The sequence below is a fragment of the Kitasatospora sp. NPDC090308 genome (genome assembly GCF_044769485.1).
Classification (GTDB): Bacteria; Actinomycetota; Actinomycetes; order Streptomycetales; family Streptomycetaceae; genus Kitasatospora; species Kitasatospora fiedleri.
The window spans coordinates 89631-111415 of record NZ_JBIVXY010000001.1 but is presented as its reverse complement, the minus strand read 5'-3'; the positions used below and the strand labels follow the sequence as shown (position 1 = coordinate 111415).

Annotated in this window: 23 protein-coding genes; 10 read left to right on the top strand and 13 right to left on the bottom strand. The window is 75.0% G+C overall.

Translation table 11 applies throughout. The features are described from left to right. Positions 1-57: 57 nt before the first annotated feature. Positions 58-1278: an acetyl-CoA C-acetyltransferase gene (locus ACIQVD_RS00500; RefSeq protein WP_400688851.1), complete on the top strand. Its 1221-nt coding sequence runs from the start codon at positions 58-60 to the stop codon at positions 1276-1278. A 41-nt stretch (positions 1279-1319) separates the two neighbouring features. Then, entirely contained in the window at positions 1320-3488 is a 2169-nt protein-coding gene (locus tag ACIQVD_RS00495) for a 3-hydroxyacyl-CoA dehydrogenase NAD-binding domain-containing protein (protein ID WP_402285013.1), read from the top strand. Here the strand turns inward: ACIQVD_RS00495 and ACIQVD_RS00490 are convergent. The 6 genes from ACIQVD_RS00490 to ACIQVD_RS00465 form a co-directional block, all read right to left on the bottom strand. Then, complete coding sequence (locus tag ACIQVD_RS00490; protein WP_402285011.1) at positions 3482-4222, bottom strand: MerR family transcriptional regulator; 741 nt, start codon at positions 4220-4222, stop codon at positions 3482-3484. The two genes, ACIQVD_RS00495 and ACIQVD_RS00490, sit on opposite strands and share 7 nt — an antisense overlap. A 76-nt stretch (positions 4223-4298) precedes the next feature. Further along, on the bottom strand, positions 4299-5777 hold the full coding sequence (locus ACIQVD_RS00485; protein ID WP_402285009.1) for a hypothetical protein: 1479 nt from the start codon (positions 5775-5777) through the stop codon (positions 4299-4301). Positions 5778-5880: 103 nt separating this feature from the next. Beyond that, on the bottom strand, positions 5881-6897 hold the full coding sequence (locus ACIQVD_RS00480) for an isopenicillin N synthase family dioxygenase (protein WP_402285007.1): 1017 nt from the start codon (positions 6895-6897) through the stop codon (positions 5881-5883). A gap of 131 nt (positions 6898-7028) precedes the next feature. After that, a complete protein-coding gene (locus ACIQVD_RS00475) occupies positions 7029-7103 on the bottom strand; it encodes a putative leader peptide (RefSeq protein ID WP_354644872.1) in 75 nt (24 codons plus the stop codon). Positions 7104-7258: 155 nt separating this feature from the next. Beyond that, positions 7259-7816, bottom strand: coding sequence for a DinB family protein (locus ACIQVD_RS00470; protein WP_400688866.1), 558 nt, complete (start codon positions 7814-7816; stop codon positions 7259-7261). A 78-nt stretch (positions 7817-7894) separates the two neighbouring features. After that, on the bottom strand, positions 7895-8536 hold the full coding sequence (locus ACIQVD_RS00465) for an NAD(P)-dependent oxidoreductase (RefSeq protein WP_402285005.1): 642 nt from the start codon (positions 8534-8536) through the stop codon (positions 7895-7897). A 96-nt stretch (positions 8537-8632) separates the two neighbouring features. Here ACIQVD_RS00465 and ACIQVD_RS00460 point away from each other — a divergent pair, with 96 nt between their 5' ends. From ACIQVD_RS00460 to ACIQVD_RS00450, 3 genes are all read left to right on the top strand, one after another. Beyond that, complete coding sequence (locus tag ACIQVD_RS00460) at positions 8633-8965, top strand: winged helix-turn-helix transcriptional regulator (protein WP_400688871.1); 333 nt, start codon at positions 8633-8635, stop codon at positions 8963-8965. 135 nt (positions 8966-9100) lie between these two features. Further along, the gene (locus ACIQVD_RS00455) at positions 9101-10138 is read left to right on the top strand and encodes a zinc-binding dehydrogenase (protein ID WP_402285002.1); all 1038 of its coding nucleotides are present in this window, start codon (positions 9101-9103) and stop codon (positions 10136-10138) included. A gap of 579 nt (positions 10139-10717) precedes the next feature. Then, positions 10718-11083: a MerR family transcriptional regulator gene (locus tag ACIQVD_RS00450; RefSeq protein ID WP_400688877.1), complete on the top strand. Its 366-nt coding sequence runs from the start codon at positions 10718-10720 to the stop codon at positions 11081-11083. A 28-nt stretch (positions 11084-11111) separates the two neighbouring features. On the opposite strand, the gene ACIQVD_RS00445 is transcribed toward ACIQVD_RS00450, so the two are convergent. Both ACIQVD_RS00445 and ACIQVD_RS00440 read right to left on the bottom strand, forming a co-directional pair. Then, positions 11112-11960, bottom strand: a complete 849-nt coding sequence (locus tag ACIQVD_RS00445) for a hypothetical protein (RefSeq protein WP_400688879.1) — start codon at positions 11958-11960, stop codon at positions 11112-11114. A 248-nt stretch (positions 11961-12208) separates the two neighbouring features. Next, complete coding sequence (locus ACIQVD_RS00440) at positions 12209-14662, bottom strand: ATP-binding cassette domain-containing protein (RefSeq protein ID WP_402284999.1); 2454 nt, start codon at positions 14660-14662, stop codon at positions 12209-12211. A 202-nt stretch (positions 14663-14864) separates the two neighbouring features. Here ACIQVD_RS00440 and ACIQVD_RS00435 point away from each other — a divergent pair, with 202 nt between their 5' ends. Both ACIQVD_RS00435 and ACIQVD_RS00430 read left to right on the top strand, forming a co-directional pair. After that, the gene (locus ACIQVD_RS00435) at positions 14865-17105 is read left to right on the top strand and encodes a hypothetical protein (protein ID WP_402284997.1); all 2241 of its coding nucleotides are present in this window, start codon (positions 14865-14867) and stop codon (positions 17103-17105) included. Then, complete coding sequence (locus ACIQVD_RS00430) at positions 17095-18492, top strand: hypothetical protein (RefSeq protein WP_402284995.1); 1398 nt, start codon at positions 17095-17097, stop codon at positions 18490-18492. Before ACIQVD_RS00435 ends, ACIQVD_RS00430 begins: the two co-directional genes overlap by 11 nt. 13 nt (positions 18493-18505) lie before the next feature. Here ACIQVD_RS00430 and ACIQVD_RS00425 read toward each other — a convergent pair whose 3' ends face one another. Both ACIQVD_RS00425 and ACIQVD_RS00420 read right to left on the bottom strand, forming a co-directional pair. After that, positions 18506-18772, bottom strand: a complete 267-nt coding sequence (locus tag ACIQVD_RS00425) for a hypothetical protein (protein ID WP_400688889.1) — start codon at positions 18770-18772, stop codon at positions 18506-18508. Positions 18773-19173: 401 nt separating this feature from the next. After that, complete coding sequence (locus ACIQVD_RS00420) at positions 19174-19314, bottom strand: hypothetical protein (RefSeq protein WP_400688892.1); 141 nt, start codon at positions 19312-19314, stop codon at positions 19174-19176. Between the two features lie 86 nt (positions 19315-19400). On the opposite strand from ACIQVD_RS00420, the gene ACIQVD_RS00415 reads away from it, so the two are divergent. Next, positions 19401-19862 carry a hypothetical protein gene (locus ACIQVD_RS00415; protein WP_402284993.1) on the top strand — a complete coding sequence of 154 codons (462 nt, stop codon included), beginning with the start codon at positions 19401-19403 and terminating at the stop codon, positions 19860-19862. Here the strand turns inward: ACIQVD_RS00415 and ACIQVD_RS00410 are convergent. After that, the gene (locus ACIQVD_RS00410; RefSeq protein ID WP_402284991.1) at positions 19857-20048 is read right to left on the bottom strand and encodes a hypothetical protein; all 192 of its coding nucleotides are present in this window, start codon (positions 20046-20048) and stop codon (positions 19857-19859) included. The two genes, ACIQVD_RS00415 and ACIQVD_RS00410, sit on opposite strands and share 6 nt — an antisense overlap. Before the next feature lie 140 nt (positions 20049-20188). Between ACIQVD_RS00410 and ACIQVD_RS00405 the strand changes: the two genes are divergently transcribed. Together ACIQVD_RS00405 and ACIQVD_RS00400 are read left to right on the top strand one after the other, a co-directional pair. After that, positions 20189-20389 carry a hypothetical protein gene (locus ACIQVD_RS00405; RefSeq protein ID WP_402284990.1) on the top strand — a complete coding sequence of 67 codons (201 nt, stop codon included), beginning with the start codon at positions 20189-20191 and terminating at the stop codon, positions 20387-20389. Positions 20390-20411: 22 nt separating this feature from the next. Next, positions 20412-20615: a hypothetical protein gene (locus ACIQVD_RS00400; RefSeq protein ID WP_400688901.1), complete on the top strand. Its 204-nt coding sequence runs from the start codon at positions 20412-20414 to the stop codon at positions 20613-20615. Between the two features lie 72 nt (positions 20616-20687). Here the strand turns inward: ACIQVD_RS00400 and ACIQVD_RS00395 are convergent, their stop codons facing one another. Beyond that, positions 20688-20915, bottom strand: coding sequence for a DUF397 domain-containing protein (locus ACIQVD_RS00395; RefSeq protein WP_400688904.1), 228 nt, complete (start codon positions 20913-20915; stop codon positions 20688-20690). Then, a complete protein-coding gene (locus ACIQVD_RS00390) occupies positions 20912-21739 on the bottom strand; it encodes a helix-turn-helix transcriptional regulator (RefSeq protein ID WP_402284987.1) in 828 nt (275 codons plus the stop codon). Before ACIQVD_RS00390 ends, ACIQVD_RS00395 begins: the two co-directional genes overlap by 4 nt. Between the last annotated feature and the right edge of the window lie 46 nt (positions 21740-21785).

The following is a 21785-nucleotide window of genomic DNA, read 5'->3' as shown; positions in this document are numbered from 1 at the left end:
CCCGGTCACCCGCCCGGTCCGAAACCGTCCGCACCCCCTCTGAGAGGCATCCCCACCGTGACCACCGAAGCGTACGTCTACGACGCGATCCGCACCCCGCGCGGACGCGGCAAGCAGACCGGTTCCCTGCACGGCACCAAGCCGATCGACCTGGTGGTCGGCCTGATCCACGAGCTGCGGCGCCGGTTCCCGTCCCTGGACCCGGCGGCGATCGACGACATCGTGCTCGGCGTGGTCAGCCCGGTCGGCGACCAGGGCTCCGACATCGCCCGGGTCGCGGCGATCGCCGCCGGGCTGCCCGACACGGTCGCGGGCGTGCAGGAGAACCGCTTCTGCGCGTCCGGCCTGGAGGCCGTCAACCTGGCGGCGGCGAAGGTCCGTTCGGGCTGGGAGGACCTGATCCTGGCCGGCGGCGTCGAGTCGATGTCCCGGGTCGCGATGGGCTCCGACGGCGGCGCCTGGTTCGCCGACCCGATGACCGCGTACGAGACCGGCTTCGTCCCGCAGGGCATCGGCGCCGACCTGATCGCCACCGTCGAGGGCTTCACCCGCACCGACGTGGACGCGTTCGCCGCCGAGTCGCAGGCCCGGGCCGCGAAGGCGCAGGCCGACGGGCTGTTCGACCGCTCGGTGGTGCCGGTGCTGGACCGCAACGGGCTGGTGGTGCTCGGCCGCGACGAGTTCATCCGCCCCGGCACCACGGTGGAGTCGCTGGCCGGGCTCAAGCCCTCCTTCGCGGACATCGGCGACCTCGGCGGCTTCGACGCCGTCGCGCTCCAGAAGTACCACTGGGTGGAGTCCATCGACCACGTCCACCACGCCGGCAACTCCTCCGGCATCGTGGACGGCGCCGCCCTGGTCGCGATCGGCTCGCGCGAGATCGGCGAGCGCCACGGCCTCACCCCGCGGGCCCGGATCGTCTCCGCCGCGGTCTCCGGCTCCGAACCCACCATCATGCTCACCGGCCCGGCCCCCGCCACCCGCAAGGCGCTCGCCAAGGCCGGACTGAGCGCCGCCGACATCGACCTGGTCGAGATCAACGAGGCGTTCGCCGCCGTCGCGCTGCGCTTCATGCGCGAACTCGGCTTCCGGCACGACCAGGTGAACGTCAACGGCGGCGCGATCGCGCTCGGCCACCCGCTCGGCGCGACCGGCGCGATGCTGATCGGCACCCTGATCGACGAGCTGGAGCGCCGCGACCTGCGCTACGGCCTGGCCACGCTGTGCGTCGGCGGCGGCATGGGCATCGCCACCGTCATCGAACGCGTCACCGCCTGACCACCCGTCCACTCACGTACTCACCCAAGGACTTCCACGACATGACCGACGTGAGCAGCCCCATCCGCTGGGAGCAGGACCAGGACGGCGTGGTCACCCTCGTCCTCGACGACCCCGCCCAGTCCGCCAACACCATGAACGCCGGCTTCACCGACGCGCTCGAAGCCACCGTCGAACGGCTCGCCGCCACCGAGGAGTTGGCCGGCGTCATCATCACCTCCGCGAAGAAGACCTTCTTCGCCGGCGGCGACCTCAAGCTGCTCTCCGCCGTCGGCCCGGCCGACGCCGAGCAGGTCTTCGCCAACTCGATGCGGATCAAGCGCGCGCTGCGCCGGCTGGAGACGCTCGGCCGGCCGGTGGTCGCCGCGATCAACGGCGCCGCGCTCGGCGGCGGCCTGGAGATCGCGCTGGCCTGCCACCACCGGATCGCGCTGGACGCCCCCGGCAGCAAGATCGGCCTGCCCGAGGTCACCCTCGGCCTGCTGCCCGGCGGCGGCGGAGTGGTGCGCACCGTGCGGATGCTCGGCATCGCCGACGCCCTGCTCAAGGTGCTGCTCCAGGGGCAGCAGTACCGCCCGGCGCAGGCCCTGGAGCACGGCCTGGTGCACGAACTCGCCTCCGACGCGGCGGAGATGGACGCCAAGGCGCGCGCGTTCATCGCCGCCCACCCGACCAGCCTCCAGCCCTGGGACGCCAAGGGGTACAAGATCCCCGGCGGCACCCCCCGCACCCCGGCGTTCGCCGCCAACCTGCCCGCCTTCCCGGCCAACCTGCGCAAGCAGCTGAACGGCGCGCCCTACCCCGCGCCGCGCAACATCCTGGCGGCGGCCGTGGAGAGCTCCCAGGTCGACGTGGACACCGCGTTCGCGATCGAGGCCCGGTACTTCACCGAACTCGCCTGCGGGCCCACCTCGAAGAACATGATCCAGGCGTTCTTCTTCGACCTCCAGGCCGTCAACTCCGGTGCCTCCCGCCCGAGTTCGGTGCCCACCCGGAAGGCGGCGAAGGTCGCGGTGCTGGGCGCGGGCATGATGGGCGCGGGCATCGCGTACTCCTGCGCCAAGGCCGGCCTGGAGGTCCTGCTCAAGGACGTCACCGCGGCGGCCGCCGAGCGCGGCAAGGCGTACAGCGCGGGCCTGCTGGACAAGCAGGTGGCCCGCGGCCGGATGACCGCCGACGAACGCGAGGCGTTCCTGGCCCGGATCACCCCCACCGCGGACGCCGCCGACCTGGCCGGCTGCGACACCGTCATCGAGGCGGTCTTCGAGCAGCCCGAGCTCAAGCACAAGGTCTTCCAGGAGGTCCAGCACCTGGTCGCCCCCGACGCGCTGCTCTGCTCCAACACCTCCACCCTGCCGATCGGCCTGCTCGCCGAGGGCGTCGACCGGCCCGCCGACTTCATCGGCCTGCACTTCTTCTCGCCGGTCGACAAGATGCCGCTGGTGGAGATCATCCGCGGCCCCGAGACCGGCGACGAGGCGCTGGCCCGCGCCTTCGACCTGGTCCGGCAGATCCGCAAGACCCCGATCGTGGTCAACGACTCCCGCGGCTTCTTCACCTCCCGGGTCATCGGCCAGTTCCTCAACGAGGGCGTCGCGATGATCGGCGAGGGCCTCGACCCGTCCTCCGTCGAACAGGCCGCCGCCCAGGCCGGCTACCCCGCCAAGGTCCTCGCGCTGCTGGACGAGCTCACCCTCACCCTGCCGCGCAAGATCCGCAACGAGACCCGCCGCGCCGTCGAGGAGGCCGGCGGCAGCTGGACCACCCAGCCCGGCGAGGAGGTCATGGACCGGATGCTGGACGAGTTCGGCCGCCCCGGCCGCAGCGGCGGCGCCGGCTTCTACGACTACGTCGACGGCCGCCGCACCCGGCTCTGGCCCGGCCTGCGCGAGCATTTCGGCAAGGACGAGCCCGGTGCGGGGATCCCGTTCGAGGACATGAAGGAGCGGATGCTGTTCGCCGAGGCCATCGACTCGATCCGCTGCCTGGACGAGAACGTCCTCACCTCCGTCCCCGACGCCAACATCGGCTCCATCCTCGGCATCGGCTTCCCCGCCTGGACCGGCGGCGTCCTCCAGTACGTCAACGGCTACCCCGGCGGCCCGGCCGGCTTCACCGCCCGCGCCCGCGAACTCGCCGCCGCCTACGGCGACCGCTTCACCCCGCCCGCCTCCCTGGTCGCCCTCGCCGAGAGCGGCGGCCGCTACTGACCCTCCGCCCGGCCCGCCCCCTCCACCGGGGGGCGGGCCAGTTCCTCGGCCAGGGAGCGCTGGAACGCCGTCACCAGGGCCTGCAGCACCATCGGCTGGATGCGGTCGGTCAGCTCCCGCATCCGTTCCAGTTCGCCGGGGGGCGGGTCGCTCTCCCGGTACGGGCGCCAGACGGTGTCGCGGAACAGACGGTGCAGGTCGTGGGCGGTGGCCCGGCTGTGCAGGCGGACCACGGCGCGGGCGGCCAGCAGGGTCTCCAGCGGGATCGGCACGTCCAGCACCCGCACGCCCAGCGGGAGCAGGCCCGGGTCGACCTTGAACACGTCCGGGTCGGCGGTGCGGTGCAGGGCGCCCATCGCCGCCAGCGAGTCGAGGTCCGCGTCCGACAGGGCCCGGCCGGTGCGGCGCTCCAACTGGGCCCGGTCGGCCTCCTCGGCCGACTCCGGGGTCCAGGAGGCGACCAGCGCCCGGTGGATCGCCAGATCCAACTCGCCGATGTCCTGGGGGAGTTGGGCCAGATAGCGTTCGATCGCGGCCAGCGTCAGCCCCTGCCGCTGCAACTCCTCGATCAGCTCCAGCCGCCCCAGGTGCTCCGCCCCGTACCAGCCCACCCGGCGCGCCCCCAGCTCCGGCGGCGGCAGCAGCCCCTTGGCGCCGTAGAACCGCAGCGTGCGCACCGTCACCCCGGCCCGGTCCGCCAGTTCCTCCACCGTCCACCGCGGCCCGTCCGCCAACGCCCCACACCCCTCGCCGCCACTGTGACACCGACAGTGTCCCACCCGCCTCCACCGCCGCACCAGGACCGGCCGGTCAGCAACCCGGCCCGGTCGAGTCGGTGATCCGGTACTGCTCGCGCTTGACGTTCAGCGTCCCGCCCGTGCGGACGTCCCATAGCGCGGCCCAGTCCCCGGCGGCCGGGAACACCAGGTACGGGTGCTCCGCCACCGGCGCGGCCCCGTCCCAGCCGGCCTCGCCGACCGGGCGCAGGCAGACCAGGCGCGGGGCGACGCCGAAGTACGGCGCGGGCCGGCGACCCGCCCGGGCCTGCTGCCGGGCGACGTCGGCGGCGTGCGCGGCGGGCACGATGACCTGCGTCTGGTACAGCACGACCGCCCCCGCGAAGGCGACCAGCAGCAGCAGCGCCGCCACCGACACCCCGCCCAGCGTCCGGAAGGCGTGCAGGTGCCGGGCGTAGCCGAGCAGCGACACCGCGACCAGCGGGCCCGCCACCACCACCAGCGCCTTGGCGTCGGCGATCACCTGCCAGAGCGCCGGAATCTGGGTGTCCTCCCGGTTCAGGCCGAAGCCGTCCAGGTAGAAGGCGTGCAGCGAGAAGCCGAACCCGGGCAGCCCGACCAGCACGATCGGCAGCAGCGCCGGGACCAGCCAGGCGGCGGTGGCCTGCCAGGTCAGGCCGCGCAGCAGCAGCCGCAGCCCGTTGCCGCACAGCAGCAGGCCGACCGAGGCCAGGGCGGTGGGCCAGAGCCGGGCCGACGACGCCCCGGCCAGCGCGGCCAGCGCGGCGAGGACCGGCGCCCCGACGGCCCCGGCCGCGCAGGCCGCTGGAATGCCGGGTGCGGAACGGGCCGTCCAGTGCGGCGCGTGGACGACCACCGCCGCGAGCAGGGCGCCCACCGGCGCGACGAGCAGCAGGACCGCCGCCCAGGCCGCCGGACCGGCGTGCAGGCCGCCGAGCGCCAGCCCGGCCAGCAGCACCGCGAACACCCCCGCGGCGAGCAGCGGGACCACCGTCCGGGTCGGCAGCGGAACGGCCCCGGTGCGGCCGGTGCGGACCAGTTCCGGGCCGACCGGGTGCGGCTCGCCGTCCGCCGGGGGCAGCGCGACGCCCGGCAGGGCCCGGACCGCCTCGGCCGCGGCCCGGTCCCGGACGTCGGGGCCCGGGGACAGGAACACCTCGCGCCCGGTGTCGAACAGCCCGGTGCGGGCCAGCAACGGACGCCACCGGGCCGGCCCGGGGACCGGCCGCCGGACGGCGTACCGCCCGCGCGGCGGCTCCTGGCGGTGGACCGGCTCCTGGAGCCGCAGGTCGGCCTCCGCCGGGCTCTGCCCGACCAGCCGGGCGAGGGTGAGCCGCACCGCGAGGGCCGCCCCGGCCCGGGCGCCGGTGACCCCGGCCTCCACCAGCCAGCGGGCCCGGCGCGGCCCGTCCTCGTCCAGCACCGTGACCACCCAGCCGTGGGCCTCCAGCCCCGCGCGCAGCCTGGCCCGGCCGCCGGCCGTGCCGGTCACCTCCAGGTCGAGCCGGAACCAGTGGTCGTACGCGGTCATGCCCCGCCCCTCCCCGTCGGGCCCGATCAGCGCGGGGAGCCTACCCCGGGGCCGGACCGCGCGGGAGCCCGGCCCGGCGTCCGGACCGGGCGGGCGGCGCTGGTCAGCCCAGCGGGAGCAGCTCGGCGTGGTGGCGCCTGGTGACCTCGGGGTGGGCCCGGCTGTAGCCCTTCAGTTCGTTGACGCCGAACTCGGCGTGCAGTGGATTCGAAGGGTCCTGGGTGACGCCGGGGGCGTGGTGGGCGTGCGGGAAGTCGAGCGGGGTGATGTGGGCGTCCAGCCGGGGGTTGTAGAAGAACGGGACGGAGAAGCGCTCGCGGGCCCCGGGCGGGGAGACCACCCGGTGCGAGGTGGCCTTGAGGTAGCCGTCGGTGGCGACCTCGAGCAGTTCGCCGAGGTTGACGACGAAGGCGCCGTCCAGCGGGGGGACGTCCAGGAAGGTGCCGTCGGGACGCTCGACCTGGAGGCCGCCGACGGTGTCCTGGAGCAGCAGGGTGATGAAGCCGTAGTCCTTGTGGGTGCCGACGCCCTGCGGCGGGCCGTCGGGGGCGCTGCCCGGGTAGCGGACCAGCTTGAGCCGCAGGTGCGGGTGCGGGGCGAAGGCGTCGTCGTAGAAGTCGGGGCGGGCGCCGATCGAGGCGAGCAGGGCGTGCAGCAGGCGGCGGGCGACGCCGTCGAGGCGGTCGATCCAGTGCAGGGTGGCGGTGCGCAGCTCGGGCAGCGCGGCGGGCCACTGGTTGGGGCCCTCCAGCCACCAGTACGCGGGCTCGCCCGGGGCCGGGACGTGCGGCGGCAGCTCGGGGCCGATGTCCAGCTGGTCGCGCCAGTCGCGGCGGCCGCCGGTGCGCTCGTCGCCGGTGCGGGTGTAGCCGCGGAAGTGCGGCGAGTTCAGGTTGCTGACCGCCAGCCGGTCGGCCTCGGGCAGGGCGAAGAAGGCCCGCATCGCGGAGGTCAGCGCGGCGGTCTCGGCGGGGGTGACGCCGTGCCCGGTGAGCTGGAAGAAGCCGACACCGGTCGCCGCCGCGCGCAGGTCGCGGTGCAGGCGCTCCCGGTCGGCGGGGGAGCCGTCGGCGAGCGAGAGGTCGATGACGGGGAGGGAGGTGGGGTGCTGCTGCGTCATGGGGGTGCGTCCGCGGTGGTGAAGACCCCGGCGGGGGACGGCGGGTCGCGCCGGACGGGCCGGGGGAGACGGGGCCCGCGCGTCCAGGTGGGAGGGCGGGGCCGGGAGAGAGGGGTCGAGCAGGGGTGGGGTCAGCCGGAGCGTCGACAGGACATGCTCGTGACGCGGAGCAGGTCCACGTGGCGACGACTGACGAGTAGGAGCACCCCACCAGGCTACAACCCCCGCCCGGGAGGCTCCGGGCGGTGCCTCCGGAGCCCCCGGTGCCCCCGGTGCCCCCGGTGCCCGGGGCCGCGCGGGGCCGGGCACCGGGGCTCCTACCGCGCCGGGCCGGTCGGTGCCCGGTACCGCGCGGTGCCGGTCAGTACCCGGTGGCGCCGTCGATCCGCTCGCGCAGCAGGTCCGCGTGCCCGTTGTGGCGGGCGTACTCGGCCAGCAGGTGCACCAGGACGCGGCGCAGCGAGACCGGCTGCCCGGTCGCCTTGTGGGTGCCGGTGGCGTCCAGCGAGGGGGCGTCGGCGACGATCCGGCGGGAGACCTCCACCTGGGCGCGCCAGGTGGCGAGGGCCTGCTCGAAGTCCCCGTCGAGGTGCTCGAAGTCCTGGTCCGGGTCGTCGTCCGAGTAGTACACCAGCGGGCGGGACTCGTCCCCGGCGAACTGGATCTGCAGCCACCACTGCTCGACCCCGGCCAGGTGCCGCACCAGCCCGTGCAGCGTCAGCCCGGACGGCGGCACCAGGAACTCGGACAGCCGCTCGGCCGGGACGCCCGCGCACTTGAGCGCGAAGGTCTCGCGGTGGAACTCCAGGTAGGCGAGCAGGATCTCCCGCTCGTCGCCGACCAGCGGCGGATCGCCCCGGCCCGCGGTGTCGGACCAGGCGGGGGAGAAGTTCTGCGGCGAGGTGGTGGGTTCACTCATCGGGCCAGCCTGCCAGCCGCCACCGACACCGACAGCGGGCGGCCCGGACCCGGCGTGGCGCGGCCCGGTGACGTCCCGTCAGTGCGAGACGGCGAGTTGGACGGCGTGGTGGCGCGGGGTGTCGATCTCGTCCAGCAGGGCGACGGCCAGGTCGGCGTGCGAGATCCGGCCGGTGCCCGTGACGGTGCCGACCGCGCTGGTGTACCGGCCGGTGGCCCCGGCGTCCGCGGCCAGGTCCATCGGCGGGACGACCATCAGCCAGTCCACGCCGCCCGCCCCGGCGGCCAGCAGCTCGAACTCGGCGACGTGGCCCTGCGAGAACGCCCGGTACTCGTCCGGGAACTGCGGATCGTCCATGATCCGCACGCCCGGCGCCGTCTCCAGCGTGGTGGCGATCCCCAGCACCAGCAGCCGGCCCACCCTCGCCCGGCCCAGACCGGCCAGCAGGGCCCGCGCCGCGGCCGTGTAGTGCTCGACCGACGGGACGTCGAGGCGCGCCGTGGCGTTGACCGCCGCGTCGTGCCCGGCCGCCGCCGCGGCGACGTCCGCCGCGTCGGTCGCGTCGCCGCGCACCACCGCCACGCCCGCCGCCCCGGCCAGCTCCGGGTGCTCCGCGGGGTCGCGCACCACCGCCGTCACCGCGTGCCCGCGCCGCACCGCCTCCGCGACGGCCGCCCGGCCGACCCGCCCGCCCGCGCCGAAAACCACGATCTTCCCCATGCGTCCTCCTCGATCCGCGCTGTCGCCGCAGAGGCTAGGACGGGGACCCCCGGTTACCGCAACGGAACCGGCCCCCACGGCGGTTATCGTCGGAGCATGGCCATTCCCCCGGACGCCGCCGTGTTCGACCCGCACTGCGCGCACCGCTCGCCGATCCGGATCGGCGACAAGTGGTCCGCCCTGGTGCTGCGCTGCCTCCAGGACGGGCCGCACCGCTTCACCGCACTCAAGGCCCGGCTGCGCGGCGTCAGCCCCAAGGTGCTCACCGAGACGCTCCGCGCGATGGAGCGCGACCGCTGGCTCACCCGCACCGACCACGGCGGCAACCCGCCGCACGTCGAGTACGCCCTCACCGACCTCGGCACCTCCCTGATCGGCGTCCTGGACACCGTCTGCGACTGGGCCCGGACCCACCACGGCGGGAACTGACCGGCCGCCGCCCGCACCCGCGCGGCCCGCGGCGGACCGGCCTCCTTGACCCTGACCCGCGGGGCAGGGATTACCGTTCCGGCACTTTCCGACCGCCCGCCCGGCCGTCCGCCGGGCCCTCCCCGAGGAGCCGTCATGAGTGTGCCCGAAACCGTCCGGGAGGTCCGGCTGGCCCGTCTCCCGCAGGGCCGTCCGGTCGCCGCCGACCTGGTCGTGGTGGAGACGCCCGCGCCGGAGCCCGGAGCGGACCGAGTGCTGCTGCGCAACCGGTGGTTCGTGCTCTTCCCCGGCCTGGCGACGCTGCTCGGCGACACCCCGCCGGGGACGCCGTTCCCCGGGATCGGACCGGGGGAGACGCTGTTCGGACCGGCCGTCGGGGAGGTGGTCGAAGCCCCGGCGGGCAGCGGGCTGCGGCCCGGCGACCTGGTCGCGCACGTGCAGGGCTGGCGGGAGTACGCGGTGGCGGACCCGGCGGCGCTCACCCCGCTGGGCGGTCGACTGCCCGACCCGGCGGCCCACCTGTCGCCCGGCGCGGTCGGGTACGGGGCGCTGACCCGGACCGCGCCCGTCCGCCCCGGCGACACCGTGCTGGTCACCGGCGCGGCCGGAGCCGTCGGCACGCTGGCCGGCCAGACCGCCCGACTGCTCGGCGCGGGCACCGTCCTGGGGACCACCGGCTCCCCGGCCAAGGCCGAGCGGCTGCGCGAACTCGGCTACGACGCCGTGCTCGTGGACGAACGCACGCCCGGCCCGGAGCGGGCCGAACGCTTCGCCCGGCAACTCGCCGAGGCCGCCCCCGACGGCATCGACCTCCTGCTCGACACCGTCGGCGGACACCAGGCCGAGGCCGCTCTCGCCGCCGCCCGCCCCGGAGCCCGCGCCGCCCTGATCGGCGTCCTCTCCCACCAGCTCGACGGCACCCCCGGGAGCAGCGCCCCGCTGCGCCTGGACGCCTTCCCGCTCATCCTCAAGGGCGTCCGGTTGGCCGGTTACGCGAACGACGGACACGCCGCCGCGGAAGCCGAGTGGCTGCCCCGCTTCGGCGAGTGGCTGCGCACCGGCGCCATCACCTTCCCGCACACCCGGATCACCGGCCTGGACCGGGCCCCGCAGGCGTTCCAGGAGATGATCGAGGGCCGGTACTTCGGCGCGGTCCTGGTGGAACTGGGATAGGGGAAGCCGCAGGCCCGGTGCCAGGGCCGCAGCCGGGGACGCGGCGCCCGGCCGCCCGGCCGCCCGGCTGCCCGGCCGCCCGGGAGGACGAGGCCGGGAGACCGGATGCAGGTCGCCGACCCGGCGCGACCCGGCGCGGCTGGGCGGGCCGGGAGCTGTGGCGGGCGGCGGGCGGTGCGCGGGCCGACGTCCGGCCGCTGTCGGCCGGGCCGCTCGCGCAGCTCTTGCCCTCGTCCCCCCGGCCCGTCGCCGACCCGATCCGGTGCCTGAGCCGGGCGGTCCGGCCGCCGCGCCGTGGTGGGCCGTCCGCGTCCCTGCCCGCTGTCGGGCTCCGGCCCGGCCCGGCACGGTGCCTGAGCCGGGGGCGCGGACTCCGCGCGGCGGCCGGTGGTGCGCCGGGTGTCGTGCGGGTCGCCGTCCCCCGCGGGGTGCGCCGCCGTTCGGTCCGCCGCCGTTCGGTCCGCCGCCGTTCCGTCCGCCGCCGTCCCGTCCGCCTTCGCCGTCGAGCGCGGGTGGCGGGAACAACCGTCCGGTGGCGGCGGTTTGACGGGGTGGCACGGGGAGGAAGGACGCGCGGGGATGCGGATCGGGGACGCGGCGGCGGCCGCCGGAGCGACGCCCAGGGCGTTGCGGCTGTACGAGGAGCGCGGCCTGATGCCGTCGCCGGCCCGGACGGCCGGGGGGCAGCGGGACTACGACGGGACGGACGTGGCCCGGGTCCGGGTGATCCGGGGGCTGCTCGCGCTCGGGCTGACCATCGAGGACCTGCGCGGCCACGCCGAGTCCTTCGACCTGCTGGTCGCCGACCCGTCCCGGCGGTGCGGGAGCGCTTCCGGCGGGCCGGTCGTCCGGCGGCGGATCGCCGCGCTGGACGAGGAGATCGCCCGGCTCACCCGGCTGCGGGCCGCGCTGGCCCGGGCGGTGGAACAGCCGCTGCCGAGCTGAGAGACGAAACGGGGCGGGCCGGGGGCGGTCAGGGCGCGTGGTGCCGGGCGAGCTGGAGGGCCTCCCGGCGGAGCCGCCCGTCGCCGGTGCGGTCGGCCGCGGCGAGCAGGTGGCGGGGGAGGTCGGCCCGGAGGTCGGGGCGGTGTGCCAGCAGCCCGTACACCGACCAGAGCAGGTGCTCGCGGGTGAGCGGTTCGGTGTGGTGCGGGGGGTACCAGACGTCGTCGAAGCGCGGGCGCAGGGCGGGGTCGGTGAGCAGGGTGAGCAGCCGGTCGAGGTGGCGGACCGGCAGGTCGGGGTCGTGGGCGGCGGAGCCGTGCACGGCGGCGACGTACAGCGCCGGGTGGTCCTCGGTGAGCGTCTCGGAGAGGACGGCGCGGGCGCCGGTGGTGCCGGTGGGGGCGAGGGCGAGCAGCAGGGAGAGCCGGACGGACGGGTCGGCCTCGGTGCGCCACAGGCCGAGCAGGCAGCCCGGGTCGGGGGCGAGCGGGAGGGCGGCGCGGCGGACCGCCGGGTCCGGGTCGGTGAGCAGCGGCAGGGCGTGCGAGCGGTGGCGTTCGGGCAGTTCGGGGGCGGCCCGCAGCAGGCGGGCGAGCAGGGCGGTGAGCGGGGCGCGGGCGGCGCCGGTGGCCGGGTCGGCGGCCAGGGCGAGCAGGAACGGCAGGGCGACGGGGGTCGCGGACGGGACGGGACGGCCCGGTTCGGGGACCAGGCAGTGCAGCAGTTCGCAGTCCTCGGGGCGGGCGCCGCCGGGCCCGGGGGCGGCCAGCCGGTGCAGCACCCGCGGCACCATCGTCGCGGGGCTGGACCAGTGCGCGGTCTCCAGCCCCGTCCAGCGCTCGGTGTCCAGCTCGGCCAGCGACAGCTGTATGGCCATGCTCATTCCCCCGTACCCGGTACCGTCCGTACCCGCGTTGTCGTGCCCCGTGCAGACCGGCTGTCATTCTCGGCCGGGGCCGGGACGCTGTCGCGGGGGAAGACCTGCCTGGGATGAAAACTTTGCCGAGGCGATGCGGGGGAGTGACCGGAGGGGCGGTGGCGGGTGACGGAGGGGATCGGCGCGGTGGCCGACCGTCGCCGCCGCCCGCGCGAACGCACGCGGCGGCGACGGTCGGTGACGGCCTGTCAGCTGACGCCGGACCCGACGTACGCGGCGAGGTGGCGCCCGGTCAGCGTGCCGCCGTCGGCGACCAGCGCGGCGGGGGTGCCCTCGAAGACGATCCGGCCGCCGTCGTGGCCCGCGCCCGGGCCGAGGTCGATGATCCAGTCGCCGTGCGCCATCACCGCCTGGTGGTGCTCGACCACGATCACCGACTTGCCGGAGTCGACCAGCCGGTCGAGCAGGCCGAGCAGTTGCTCGACGTCGGCCGGGTGCAGTCCGGCGGTCGGCTCGTCCAGCACGTACACGCCGCCCTTCTCGGCCATCTGCGCGGCCAGCTTGAGGCGTTGGCGCTCGCCGCCGGAGAGCGTGGTGAGCGGCTGGCCGAGCGTCAGGTAGCCGAGGCCGACGTCGGACAGCCGCTTCAGGACGGTGTGCGCGGCCGGGGTGCGGGCCTCGCCGGTGCCGAAGAACCGCTCGGCCGCGTCGACGGACATCGCCAGCACCTCGGCGATGTTCCGGCCGCCGAGCCGGTACTCCAGCACCGCGGCCTGGAACCGCCGGCCCTCGCACTCCTCGCAGACCGTCGCCACCCCGGCCATCATCCCCAGGTCGGTGTAGACCACGCCCGCGCCGTTGCAACTCGGGCAGGCCCCTTCGGAGTTGGCGCTGAACAGCGCGGGCTTGACCCCGTTCGCCTTCGCGAACGCCTTGCGGATCGGCTCCAGCAGGCCCGAGTACGTCGCCGGGTTGGAGCGCCGCGAGCCCCGGATCGGGCTCTGGTCGATCGCCACCACGCCCTCCGGCACCCCGCCGGCCAGCGCCGCGCCGTGCACCAGCGAACCGTGCACCAGCGAGCTCTTCCCGGAGCCCGCCACGCCGGTGACCACCACCAGCACGCCCAGCGGCACGTCCACGTCCACCGTGCGCAGGTTGTGCGCGTCCGCGCCGCGGATCTCCAACACGCCGGTGGGGGTGCGCACTTCGGGCTTGAGCGCGGCCCGGTCGTCGAAGTGCCGGCCGGTGACGGTGCCGCTGGCGCGCAGCCCGTCCACGCTGCCCTCGAAGCACACCTCGCCGCCCGCCGCCCCGGCGCCCGGCCCGAGGTCGACCACGTGGTCGGCGATCGCGATGGTCTCCGGCTTGTGCTCCACCACCAGCACCGTGTTGCCCTTGTCGCGCAGCTGCCGCAGCAGCCCGTTCATCCGCTGGATGTCGTGCGGGTGCAGGCCGGTGGTCGGCTCGTCGAAGACGTACGTGACGTCGGTCAGCGAGGAGCCCAGGTGCCGGATCATCTTCACCCGCTGCGCCTCGCCGCCGGAGAGCGTCCCGGCGGGGCGGTCCAGCGAGAGGTAGCCGAGGCCGATCGCGGTGAACGAGTCCAGCAGTTGGCGCAGCGACTCCAACAGCGGGCGCACCGTCGGCTCGTCCAACTCCCGTACCCAGTCGGCGAGGTCGCTGATCTGGAGGGCGCAGGCGTCGGCGATCGAGCGGCCCCTGATCTTCGCGGACCTGGCGCCCTCGCTCAGCCGGGTGCCCGCGCACTCCGGGCAGGTGGTGAAGGCGACCGCCCGGTCCACGAACTCGCGGATGTGCGGTTGCAGGGCGGCCCGGTCCTTGGCCAGCATCGACTTCCGGACCCGCAGCACCAGGCCCTCGTAGGTCATGTTGATGCCGGCGATCTTCATCCGGGTCGGCTCCCGGTACAGGAAGTCGTGCCGCTCCTGCTCGGTGTACGCGTCGATCGCCTTGCCCGGGTCGACCAGGCCGGACTCGCTGTACAGCCGGTAGTTCCAGCCGCCGGGCTTGTAGCCGGGGACGGTCAGCGCGCCCTCGTCCAGCGACTTCGACCCGTCGTACAGCTGCCGCAGGTCGATGTCCGAGACACTGCCCCGCCCCTCGCAGCGCGGACACATCCCGCCGGCCCGCCCGAACGTCCGCTGCTCGGCCTTCGCCCCCTCGCCGCGCTCCACCGTGACCGCCCCCGCGCCGTGCACCGTCGGCACGTTGAAGGAGAACGCGGGCGGCGGGCCGACGTACGGGTCGCCGAGCCGGCTGAACAGGATGCGCAGCATCGCGTTGGCGTCCGTCGCGGTGCCCACCGTCGAGCGCGGGTCGGCGCCCATCCGCTGCTGGTCGACGATGATCGCCGTGGTCAGGCCGTCCAGCACGTCCACCTCGGGGCGGCTCAGCGAGGGCATGAAGCCCTGGACGAAGGCGCTGTACGTCTCGTTGATCAGCCGCTGCGACTCCGCCGCGACCGTCCCGAACACCAGCGAGCTCTTGCCCGAACCCGACACCCCGGTGAACACCGTCAGCCTGCGCTTGGGCAGTTCGACGCTGACGTCCTTGAGGTTGTTCACCCGGGCCCCGTGCACCCGGATCAGGTCGTGCCGGTCCGCCGGGTGCCGCCCGCCGTCGTGCCCGTCCTGGCCGCCGACCTGCCCGTCCCCGCCGTCCGGCCGCGCCGCGCCGCTCATCGTCCTCGTCCCTCCGTCCGGCGGTGCCCCTGGCGACGCCGCCGCCCCGATCCAACCATCCGGAACCGACGGGCACCGGTTCTCGTCCCCATCAAGCGCGGGTAAAGTGACCGGCCGAACCACCGGGAGGCGCCCCATGCGGACACAGAAGCGGACACCGGGCCGGAGACGGCCGACCCGACCGGTGGTCCCGGGAGCCCCGGTGGCCGCCGCGGCCGTGCTCGCCGCGCTGGCCCTGCTCGGCACCGCCGCCGCCCCGGCCACCGCCGCCGACCCGAGCGCCGCGCCCACCGCTGCCGCCGCTGCCACCGCTGCCGCCTCCGCGCCCGCCCCCGCCGCCGGGCAGTTGCCCGCCGAGGCGTCCCAGGCCGAGCGGCTGGCCGCCGAACTGCGCAGGGACCCGGTCTACATCTCCGCCGACCTGCCGCGCCAGGTGCCGCGTTCGCTCGCCCCGCAGTTCGCCGCCGTCGCGCGGCGCACCGGCGTGCCCACCTACGTCCTGGTGCTGCCGAACGCCGACCGGACCCTGCTCGCCCAGGTGCACGACCGGCTGGGCGCCGACGGCCTGTACGTGCTGGTGGAGGAGTACGGCGCCCTGACCGTCTCCGCGTTCGGCGTCGACCTCCCCGCCGCCGCCGACGCCGCCCGGATCGCCAACCGCGTCACCCCGTACGACGCCGGGCCGCTCGCCGGGTTCACCGCCTTCACCGACCGGGTGGTCCGGGACGAGGACCAGGTCGCCGCCGAGGCGCGCGCGACGGAACGCCGCCACGACGACTACCCCCGGTTGTACATCTCCGCCACCGACCGGCAGAACCAGAACCTGCTGCTCGGCCTGGCCGTCGTGGTCCTCCCCGGCCTGCTGCTCGCCCTCGGCCTGCGCCTCTCCCGCCGCCGCCCCCTCCGGACCGGCGCACCGGGCCGGCGGTCCGGGGCCGTCGACCTGGGCAAGAAGCCCGCCAAGGGCACCGCGAAGGGCCCCGCCAAGGGTCTGACGAAGAGCCCCGCGAAGGGTCCGGCCAAGGGCTCCGCGCAGCGGCCCGCCTCCGCCCGCGCCGCCTCCGCCCGCGCCGCCGAGCCGCTGCGCCGCGGCGTCCTCGCGGCGACCCTGCTGGCCACGGTGGCCGCCGTGCTCGGCGTGGTGCTCGCCGCGCCCGCGGTCTTCCCGCAGACCATCGACGACCCCGACCTCACCGTCACCCGGGCCGACCTGGAGGCCCGCACCACCGAGGCCGCCGCCGCGCTCACCGCCGACGGCGTCTACCAGGACGCCTCCGCCCCGACCGCGCTGACGCCCGCCCAACTCGCGGCCGTCCGGCAGCGGGTGGCCGACCTCGCGGCCAAGACCCCGGTGTACCTGCTGTTCACCCCCTCCGACTCCGACGACGAGAGCGAGGGCGACGGCGCCGTCCTGCTCGCCCAGGTGCACCAGCGCACCGGCCGGGACGGCGTGTACGTGCAGATCGACCCGGTCCGCGGCTACTTCGAACTCACCGAGTACGGCCCCGTCGGCACGGACGCCCCCAGCCGGTTCCGCCGCGCCGACCTGCGCTACCCCGACCGCAGCACCGCCTCCGACGACCTGCGCCTCCCGGACCGGCTGAACAGCGTCCTGGACACGGTGGCCGCCGCCCGACCCACCGGCGAGCGGGCGTCCGGCGACGGCCGCTCCGAACTGCCCGAACTGCGCAGCAACAAGCTGCCGCCGCTGTTCGGCAACGACTTCGGCGGCGGCATCGTGCTCGGCGTCCTGCTGTACGGCGTCCTGCTGCTGCTCGCCTGGGCCGCGATCGCCGTCACCCGGGCCGTGCTCCGCTCCCGGCGCGTCCTGGCCGCCGCCCCGGCCGCCCCGCAGCACGCCCCCGGTCCCCGGCGCACCGCCGCCCAGCCGTCCACCCGCCAACTGCGCGCCTGGGCCGACGAGGACGTCCGCGCCCTCGCCGTCCGGCTGGCCGCCGTCGACCAGGACGCGCCCGGCCGGGCCCGCGCCTGGGACTGCCTGGACGCCGCCGAACTCCTGGTCGGCGCGGACGGGTTGCGCACCGCCGACCCGTCCGACCTGGCCGCCGCCACCGCCCTCGCCCGGGCCGGGTTCGACGCCCTGCACGGCCGCCGGGGCCCGCTGCTGTGCCGGCTCAACCCGCTGCACGGCACGGCCGACGGCGGCCGGGTCCCGTCCTGGTTCCCCGCCGTCGACCTGGGCCCCGGCTCCGCCCAGCTCTGCTCCGACTGCCGGGACGCCCTCCGCAGCGGTGGCGCCACCCGCGACGCCGCCGAGCTGGCCGCCCGCCGCGCCGAGGCCGACCGGCTGCTGCTGCGCCCGCCAGGCCCGGACGACCGCACCCGCACCGCCTGGGACCTGGCCGGGCAGGTCCTGCCGTCCGCGCGCGAGGGCCTCGACGCACTCATCCTCAGGGCCAGGGAGTCCGCCAGTGTCCAGTGACCGCCGCACCCCGTCGACCGCCGCGACCGCGTCGACCGCCGTGACCGCGCCGACTCCGCCGACCGTGCCCACCGGGCGGGCGGCCTCCCGCCTACCGGCCTCCCGCCTGCTGGCCGCCCTGCTGCTGGCCTGCGCCGCCCTGCTCGGCACCGGGACCGGCGCCCCCGCCCGGGCCGACGCCACCCCCGCCACCACGGCGACCGGCGCGAGCATCGCCGAGGCGCTGAAGACCTCCCCGGTGTACGTCGACCCGGCCTTCGCCGCCGCCGTCACCCCCGCCCAGCAGCAGCAGCTCACCGAGCAGATCGCCGCGACCGGACTGCCCGTCAAGGTCGTGCTGGTGCCGCTCCAGAAGGGCGACGCCTTCGACGGCAGCGCCAAGGCGATGGCCGCCGTGGTGCAGGAACGCCTCGGCCGGTCGCCGCTGATCATGGTCACCAGCGACGACTACGGCAGCTGGCTGAACGGCTTCGAGTGGCCCGCCGACACCCACCAGGTCCGGGACTCGGCCAACGCCGTCGGCCTGCTCAAGGAACTCAAGGACGCCGGACTGGCGGCCAAGGTCGGCCGGGTGATCGACCTGGTCGCCACCGGCAAGGGCACCGAGGTCTACAAGGCCGAGGCGGACCGGGTCGACCGCGAGTACTCGGCCCGCCCGCACACCGACGACACGCCCGGCGCGTCCTCCTCCTCGTCCGCCACCGGCCCGTTCGCGCTCGCCGCGGCGCTGGTGCTCGCCCTGGTGGTCGGCGCCGCCCTGGTCGCCCGCAGCCGCCGCCGGCCCCGGCACACCGCGTTCACCTTCCCCGACGCGGTGTTCGCCGCCGACCGGGCCGCCGACGAGGCCGGGCTGCGCCGCCAGGCCGCCGACGAGGTGCTCGCCCTCGGCGCGGCCCTGGACGAGGCCGACGGCTCCACCCCCGGCCTGGGCCGCGCCCTGGACGCCTACGACGCGGCCGGCCGGGTCCTGGACGGCGCCGACGGCATCCCCGACCTGGCCGGCGTGCTCGCCCTGGCCGCCGAGGGCCGCGCCGCGCTCGCCCCCGAACCCCGGCTGCCGCTGTGCTTCTTCGACCCCCGGCACGGCACCGCCGCCCGCCGCACCACCTGGCGCCCGCTCGGCCGCCGCGAACGCGTCGACGTCGCCGTCTGCGCGGACTGCGGCCAGGCCCTCAAGACCCGCCGCTCCCCGCAGGTGCTCGCCGTCCGCGACCAGGGCCGCACCGTCCCCTACTTCGAGGTCCCCGCCGACCGCAGCCTCTGGGCCGCCACCGGCTACGGCTCCCTGCTCTCCGGCCCCGACGACACCCTCGCCGCCCGCGTCGGCACCGGCGAGTTCACCCGCGCCGCCCACCGGCAGCGCTCCACCGAACCCCACCAGGACTGACCCCCCACGACCCTCACCCGGGCGGCCCCCACGGCCCGCCACCGTCCGCCCCCGCCGGGCCGGGCACGGCCTCGGCCGCCACCCCCTGCCCCGCCAACCGCCCGCACAGCCAGGCCGCCTCCGCGGGCGTCCCGGCCAACCCGTCCCCGGCCAGCCGCCCCAGCACCTCGACGGCCTGCGACAACGTCACCGGCCAGGCCGCACGCACCACCCGCAGCGCCGCGCCCCGACCCGCCCCCGGATCGACCAACCGCACCAGCACCGGCCCGTACCGCTCCAACAGCGGCCCACGGACCCAGCCCGGCGCGTCCCCCTCCCCGAAACCCAGGCAGCCGCCGCCCCCGCACCCCGCACACCGCAACTCGGCGTCCCAGCACAGCCGCCCACCCCGAACGGACTGCCCCACCTCCCGCCACGCCCGCGCCCCGCACCCGCACGCCACCGCCACCTCAGCACCCCAGCCCAGCATCCCGGCTCCCTCCGCCCGCACCGGTATTTTCCCCCGCCGGGAACGCGCCACCGAGAGAGGGCCACCGATGGAACTGACCGACCGTCCTGGTCGTCACCGGCGCGGGCCGCGGCACCGGCCGCGCACTCGCCCTGTGCGCCGGACGGCTGGGAGCCCGCGCGCTGCTGTCCGCACGGAGCGCGGAGACAGCGCGGAAGACCGCTGATCGCGCTCTACCCGCCAGACTTCACCGACGCCGATCCGCTCGCCCCGTCCTGGAGCACCGCCGCCCGCACCGCCGCCGGCCCGCTGACCGCCCGGTCGGTGACCGACTGCGTCCTGTTCGCGATCTCCCAGCCCCGGGACTGCTTCATCCGTTCCTCCAGTTCGAGCAGCTGTGACGGTGACACCACCCGGCCAGGAGCTGTCCGGCCGATCACTGGGTGAGTAGTCTCGGCTGGTGATCGATCACGGCATTGCTCTGCCCTACTACCGCCTTCACATCGTGCCTGCGGTTGTGGCGTTGGCCAGTCCGACATGGCAGCGAGAGGTGTGGCCGGATCCGGAGCAGTTCGAGGATCTCGACCACACGGTGCACGTGCTTTTCGACGACTTCTGCGATGCGAACAATCCGCTGCCGTGGTTGGGGCGGTCCCTTCGTACCGAGCAGGAGGTCGAGCTGATGTCCCGTCTCGGCGCTGCGTACAGCGCAGTGCAGGACTCGGTCGGCGCTGATGCCCGCGATGAGGTCTATCTGGATTCCCCTGGCTGGCCTGCTGTGGTCGCGGCGGCAGCTCGACTGGCCCAAGTGCTGGTGTCCAACGACCATGCGGCTCTGACCGGGCTGCATGATGCCGGCTACCGCTGGCCGCTCGGCACCGACTCGGCTACGACGACCACTACCAGGGACGTCGAATCATGAGCGCAACCGGACGACGACGGCCGCCGCGATGACGGTGCCGAGGAGGACGTTGCCGCGCTTGTCGTAACGGATGGCCACCGCACGATGGTTCTTCACCTTGTTGATGGCCCGCTCCACGGTGTTGCGCTTCTTGTACCGATCCTCGTCAAAGGACAGCGACTTCTGGACGGACACCGTGTGGATCACCGACTCCACCCCAGTGGCCCGCGGCATGTCGCGCCCGACCGTGCAACGTTCGAACCTGGCGGGCCGATTACGGCTACTGCGCCTCCCACTCCCGGTTCTTCCGGGGTCTGAGCCTGTACCTGCTCCGCACGCCGACGGGCATGCCGATCATGTGGGCGCCGGCCGACCCGAAGATCGGTGAGCGGGAAGTCGTGGCCGCGATGCTCGAGGTCGATGCCGAGTCGGTCGCCCGACGGGAAGGCATCCTGCTCATCACGGACAAGGGCTTTCGCCTCGAAGACGTTCGAGCGGGAGCTCGCCGAGTTCGGCATCGAGTTACTGCGACCCTCGCGCAAGCGTGAGCAGAAGCGCTACGGCGAACCGGTGCCCAAGAAGGTCCGCCAACTGATCGAGTCGATCAACGACACCCTCAAAGGACAGCTCGATCTGGAACAACACGGCAGACGGACCTTCGAGGGCGTCGCGGACCGGGCCGCCCAGCGCGTCCTCGCGCTGGCCGCCGGAATCTGGCACAGCAACGAGATCGGAGTCCCGGTCTCCCGCTCAATGATCGCTTTTGATCACTGATCACATCGGACGCATTCCTCCAGGAGGGCCGAAAGCCCCCTGCGGGAGGGGGCTCGGTGGGGCGGGGTGCTGTCAGATCGAGCCGAGCTCGCCCGCGCTGACGGCGGCGGTGAAGGCGTGCCAGGCGTCGACGGACACCAGGAGGGTTTCGCCGGTCGGGTTCTTGCTGTCGCGGATGGCGATCACGCCGTGGGAGGCGGCGTACGCCTCCGCGATCTCGATGCAGTCGCCCTGGCCCTGCGCGTCGGAGTAGCTGGACTTCCGCCACTCGGTGAGGGACAGGCGGGACGCAGTGCTCATGTTAGGAGTTCCTCCATTGTGCATCGGAGCCACGGCTTCGACTCCTCCGGTGACAGGGCTGCCGCCTGGAGACGAGTGTAGGCCAGAGCGGTGTCCTGCACCTCGGCTGTGGAATCCAGGAGTTGACCCGTGCCGTAGCCCTCCGCGTACACGACGCGCGGCGCGTCGAGGAAGTCGAGCAACGTGATCGAACTTCCCACTCCGTGCGCCCCGGCCGAGAACGGGAGCACCTGCACGGTGGCGTGCGGGCCGTCCGCCAGCTTCAGCACATGTTCGATCTGCCGCGCCATGACCGCCGGGCCGCCGACCTGCCGCCGGATGACGCTCTCGTCCAGTACGACCCAGATGAAAGGCGGGTTGTCACCGCACAGAAGGGACTGCCGCGCCGCTCGGGTGGACCAGACGCGCTCGATCTCCTCGGAGTCGGCGCGCGGCAGCCCCAGCCGTAGTGCGGCCAGACCGTACTCCTCGGTCTGCCACAGGCCGGGAAACAGGTTGGCGGCGTACTTCCACACCTGGGAGGCGAGCGGTTCGAGTTCCATGAACCGGCGCGACCAGTCCGGGAAAGCCTCCAAATAGGAGAGCTTGTACAGGTGTCCGAAAATCCCCCCGACGCCGAAGAATTCGTCGAGTTCCTTCGGAAGCTCTCGCGGAATCGGACGAACGGCCGTTTCCACGTCGGCGAGGACCGTCTTGGCGTGCATGAGTTCCGCGGCCAGGTCGGCGAGCGAGAGCCCCCGCTCCTTGCGCATCCGGCGGAGGTGGAATCCGAACAAGTCACGTACGGAGCGCTCCGGGTGGAGCGTCCTCTCCTGGGCTGCCATGGCTCCCCAATCTCCGCATTCCGCGTGCGGACGTGTCCAGCCTTCT

Coding starts and splice junctions, on each gene's coding strand:
- ACIQVD_RS00495 (WP_402285013.1), top strand. CDS start 1,320: ATGACCGACGTGAGCAGCCCCATCCGCTGGGAGCAGGACCAGGACGGC.
- ACIQVD_RS00485 (WP_402285009.1), bottom strand. CDS start 5,777: ATGACCGCGTACGACCACTGGTTCCGGCTCGACCTGGAGGTGACCGGC.
- ACIQVD_RS00480 (WP_402285007.1), bottom strand. CDS start 6,897: ATGACGCAGCAGCACCCCACCTCCCTCCCCGTCATCGACCTCTCGCTC.
- ACIQVD_RS00470 (WP_400688866.1), bottom strand. CDS start 7,816: ATGAGTGAACCCACCACCTCGCCGCAGAACTTCTCCCCCGCCTGGTCC.
- ACIQVD_RS00465 (WP_402285005.1), bottom strand. CDS start 8,536: ATGGGGAAGATCGTGGTTTTCGGCGCGGGCGGGCGGGTCGGCCGGGCG.
- ACIQVD_RS00460 (WP_400688871.1), top strand. CDS start 8,633: ATGGCCATTCCCCCGGACGCCGCCGTGTTCGACCCGCACTGCGCGCAC.
- ACIQVD_RS00455 (WP_402285002.1), top strand. CDS start 9,101: ATGAGTGTGCCCGAAACCGTCCGGGAGGTCCGGCTGGCCCGTCTCCCG.
- ACIQVD_RS00450 (WP_400688877.1), top strand. CDS start 10,718: ATGCGGATCGGGGACGCGGCGGCGGCCGCCGGAGCGACGCCCAGGGCG.
- ACIQVD_RS00445 (WP_400688879.1), bottom strand. CDS start 11,960: ATGGCCATACAGCTGTCGCTGGCCGAGCTGGACACCGAGCGCTGGACG.
- ACIQVD_RS00440 (WP_402284999.1), bottom strand. CDS start 14,662: ATGAGCGGCGCGGCGCGGCCGGACGGCGGGGACGGGCAGGTCGGCGGC.
- ACIQVD_RS00420 (WP_400688892.1), bottom strand. CDS start 19,314: ATGAAGCAGTCCCGGGGCTGGGAGATCGCGAACAGGACGCAGTCGGTC.
- ACIQVD_RS00405 (WP_402284990.1), top strand. CDS start 20,189: ATGCCGATCATGTGGGCGCCGGCCGACCCGAAGATCGGTGAGCGGGAA.
- ACIQVD_RS00395 (WP_400688904.1), bottom strand. CDS start 20,915: ATGAGCACTGCGTCCCGCCTGTCCCTCACCGAGTGGCGGAAGTCCAGC.
- ACIQVD_RS00390 (WP_402284987.1), bottom strand. CDS start 21,739: ATGGCAGCCCAGGAGAGGACGCTCCACCCGGAGCGCTCCGTACGTGAC.